3 protein-coding genes are annotated in these 3425 nt (G+C 63.2%); all 3 read right to left on the bottom strand.

The genetic code is table 11. The features are described from left to right. Window positions 1-453, bottom strand: a 453-nt coding sequence (locus EN991_RS28435) for a sugar ABC transporter permease (RefSeq protein ID WP_164769427.1), incomplete at its 3' end; no start/stop codon positions are given. 123 nt (window positions 454-576) lie between these two features. After that, window positions 577-1887, bottom strand: a complete 1311-nt coding sequence (locus EN991_RS28430) for a sugar ABC transporter substrate-binding protein (protein WP_013528413.1) — start codon at window positions 1885-1887, stop codon at window positions 577-579. A gap of 224 nt (window positions 1888-2111) precedes the next feature. Next, the gene (gcvA, locus tag EN991_RS28425) at window positions 2112-3017 is read right to left on the bottom strand and encodes a transcriptional regulator GcvA (protein WP_013528412.1); all 906 of its coding nucleotides are present in this window, start codon (window positions 3015-3017) and stop codon (window positions 2112-2114) included. Window positions 3018-3425: the final 408 nt, after the last annotated feature.

Genomic DNA, 3425 nt, shown 5'->3' with positions numbered 1-3425 from the left:
CCCGAACCAGTCGATCGGCTGGGCCCCGAAGATGCGGGCTATGTCGGCGAACACCCCGTATTGCGGGTGCATGATCATGTTCTTCCAGACCAATGCGGCCACCGGCGGCATGACGAAGAACGGAGAGATGACGAGGATGCGCACGATGCCCTGGCCCCACATCGGCTGGTCGATCAGCAGCGCCAGAAGGATGCCGCCGATCACCGTGATCAGGAGCACGCTGACCACCAAGGTGAGCGTGTTGAGGATCGACTGCAGGAAGGCCGGGTTGGAATAGAACAGCGCGTAATTCGAGAAGCCGACGAAGCCGTCGCGGATCGGATTGAGCGGGTTGTACTGCTGGAAGGAGAACCAGATGGTGATGACCAGCGGCACGATCATCCAGACGAACAGCAGCACCACGGATGGCGCCATCATGAAACGGGCAAGCGAACGGGTCTGCTGAGTAGCCATGACGGTCACCCTCACTGGTCAGACGGAATTTTCAAAAGGCGTTAAAGGCGGCCGCCCGAACTGGGAACTCGGGCGGCCGTTGCCGGTCAAGGAGGCGACCGGCAGTCGGCACCGGGAGGAGCCTTACTTGATGTATCCGCCCTCGGTCATTGCCGCGGTGGCAGCGTCCTGGGCCTGCTTCAGCGCGTCGTCGACGCTCGACTGGCCGGCAAGCGCCGCCGAGAAGAGCTGGCCGACCGTGGTGCCAAGGCCCTGGAACTCAGGGATGGCGACGAACTGGACGCCGACATAGGGCACCGGCTTGACCGTCGGATGCGTCGGATCGGCGGCATTGATGGAGTCCAGCGTCATCTTGGCGAACGGAGCCGCCTTCTGGTACTCGGCATTGGCGTAGAGCGAGGAGCGCGTGCCCGGAGGAACGTTGGCCCAGCCTTCCTTCGAAGCGACGAGCTCCGCATAGTGCTTGCTGGTCGCCCAGGAGACGAACTTCTCGGCGGCATCCGCTTTCTGCGTGCCGGCGGGGATGGCCAGCGACCAGGCCCACAGCCAGTTGCCGCGCTTGCCCAGGCCATTGTCGGGCGCCAGCGCATAGCCGACCTTATCGGCGACGGTGGAGTTCTTCGGGTCCGAAACGAAGGACGCGGCGACCGTGGCGTCGATCCACATGCCGCATTTGCCCTGCTGGAACAGCGCCAGGTTTTCGTTGAAGCCGTTGGAGGAAGCCCCCTCGGGGCCGTCGGCCTTCATCAGGTCGACATAGAACTGCAACGTGTTCTTCCATTCCGGCTGATCGAACTGCGGCTTCCAGTTCTCGTCGAACCAGCGGGCGCCGAAGGAGTTCGACATGGCGGTCAGGAAAGCCATGTTCTCGCCCCAGCCGGCCTTGCCGCGCAGGCACACGCCGTTCACGCCATTGGCGCGGTCGGTCATCTTGTCGGCGGCCTGCTTGATGAAGTCCCAGGTCGGCGCGTCGGGCATCTTCAGCCCGGCCTTGTCCATCAGGTCCTTGCGGTACATGACGAAGGAGCTTTCGCCGTAGAAGGGCGCGGCATAGAGCTTGCCGTCGACCGAAAGGCCGCCAGCAATGGCCGGGATGATGTCCTTGGCGTCGTAGTCGTCGCCGAGCTTGTCGAGCGGCAAAAGCCAGCTCTGCTTGGCCCAGATCGGAACCTCATAGGTGCCGATGGTCATCACGTCGTACTGGCCGCCCTTGGTGGCGATGTCGGTGGTGACGCGCTCGCGCAGCACATTCTCTTCGAGCGTAACCCAGTTGAGCTGGATGTCGGGGTTCGCCTTGGTGAAGTCCTCGGTCAGCTTTTGCATGCGGACCATATCGCCATTGTTGACGGTGGCGATGGTGATGGATTCGGCATGTGCGGCGAACGCAAGCGTGCTGGCCGACAACAAGCCCAGGGTGAGCGTGCGAAGTTTCATCAAATTCCTCCCTTGAACCAAGATGAGCATTTGCCTTGGCTTTGGGCAATTACTCACTTGGCGTGAATTATGTCAAGTCGGATTCGATGCTGCAGCGCAGCACCCGGGCGACACCGCAGGCCGGGACGAGCGGAAATTGCCAGGACGAAGAGCGTCCCGGCCGGATACAGTGCGGCAACAGCGGATAGATCTGTGAGGCCAGGTGCAGCCCGCAAGCCTGCCGGTCAGCAGGCGATCTCGGCCAGCAGCCAGTCGCGGAAGGCACGGATCTTCGGCACGTTGCGGCGCGCTTCGGGGTAGACCAGCCAAAAGGCATGGCCGTCGTCGCCAACCAGATCGAAAGGCTGGATCAGGCGCCCACCGGCAAGTTCCGCCTTGAACAGCGCCCTGGTCAGGATCGCGACGCCATGACCGGCGATCGCCGCATTGGCCTCATAGGCCTGCGCGCCCATGCTGCTGCCGGGCCGTTTGGCGAGATCGTGCGAGTGCACGCCGGCAGCCTCGAACCATTGCGTCCACCAGATGTCGCCGGGATCGAGGATCGGCAGCCGCAACAGGTCCGCCGGTTCCCTGACGCCGCCGATGCTTGCCGCGAGCTTCGGGCTCAGCATCGGCGTGAAATCGGCATCGAGCAGCTTGTAGGCTTCCAGCCCCGGCCATTTGCCGCCGCCCGACCGGATGGCGAGGTCGACATCCTCGCGGGCGAAATCCGTCAGCCGGCTCGATGTTTCGAGCCGCACGGCAAGGGAGGGATGAGCGATCTGGAATGAGCCCAGATGGTGCGCCAGCCAGTTCGAGGCAAAGGTCAGCACCGTCGTGACGCACAGCAATCCGTCGGCGCCGCCACGCGCCGCCGCATAGGCCTGGCCGAGAATGGCGAAGGCCTCGCTGACCGCTGGCGCAAGGCGCTGTCCAGCCTCGGTGAGTGCGATCTGGCGCGGCCGGCGCAGGAACAGCGGCGCGCCGACCCGTTCCTCCAGCACCTTGATCTGATAGCTGACCGCCGCTTGCGTCATGGCAAGTTCCTCGGCCGCCTTGGTGAAGGAAAGATGCCGCGCCACCGCTTCGAACACCCGGATCGCCTGCAGCGGCGGAAGCTGTGAAACCTGCCGAGAGCTGAGGTCCGGCATAAAGCCTCCTTATGGGTCCTTATCGACGTTCGATTGGCAAAGGCCGCCGTCAAGACCGACATTTCCAGTCAACCCGTCATTCGGGTTCAGGATAGCGAAGGTTGACGATCATGACCATGGCGCAGCAAAAATGCACTTCCGCACCCGATCATCGCTGGTTTTCGTGGCTGACGGATGGATTCGGCTGGTTCGCAGCCAAAAAACGGGCACATCTCGACATCAGGGACCTGTCGCCGCATCTGCAGCGCGATCTCGGTTTTCTCGATGGCAACGACCCTTTCGGGCGGCACAGCTAGCGCGGTTGGTTTTATCGCAGATCAGTTGTGCTTCCGGTCAGATGCTGGCGAGCAGCGCGGCGGCGGTCCGTTCATCGGTGATGAGGCCGTTGATCAGCCGCCGGTTCGCGGC

This window comes from Mesorhizobium sp. M7A.F.Ca.US.005.03.2.1 (genome assembly GCF_003997795.1).
In the GTDB taxonomy this organism is placed as follows: Bacteria; Pseudomonadota; Alphaproteobacteria; order Rhizobiales; family Rhizobiaceae; genus Mesorhizobium; species Mesorhizobium ciceri.
Note: the sequence above shows the minus strand (reverse complement) of the source record. Positions and strands in the feature narration are given on the sequence as shown.

Bases quoted from the DNA above. Each gene is read 5' to 3' on its own strand.
- EN991_RS28430 (WP_013528413.1), bottom strand. From the start codon at position 1,887: ATGAAACTTCGCACGCTCACCCTGGGCTTGTTGTCGGCCAGCACGCTT.
- gcvA (WP_013528412.1), bottom strand. From the start codon at position 3,017: ATGCCGGACCTCAGCTCTCGGCAGGTTTCACAGCTTCCGCCGCTGCAG.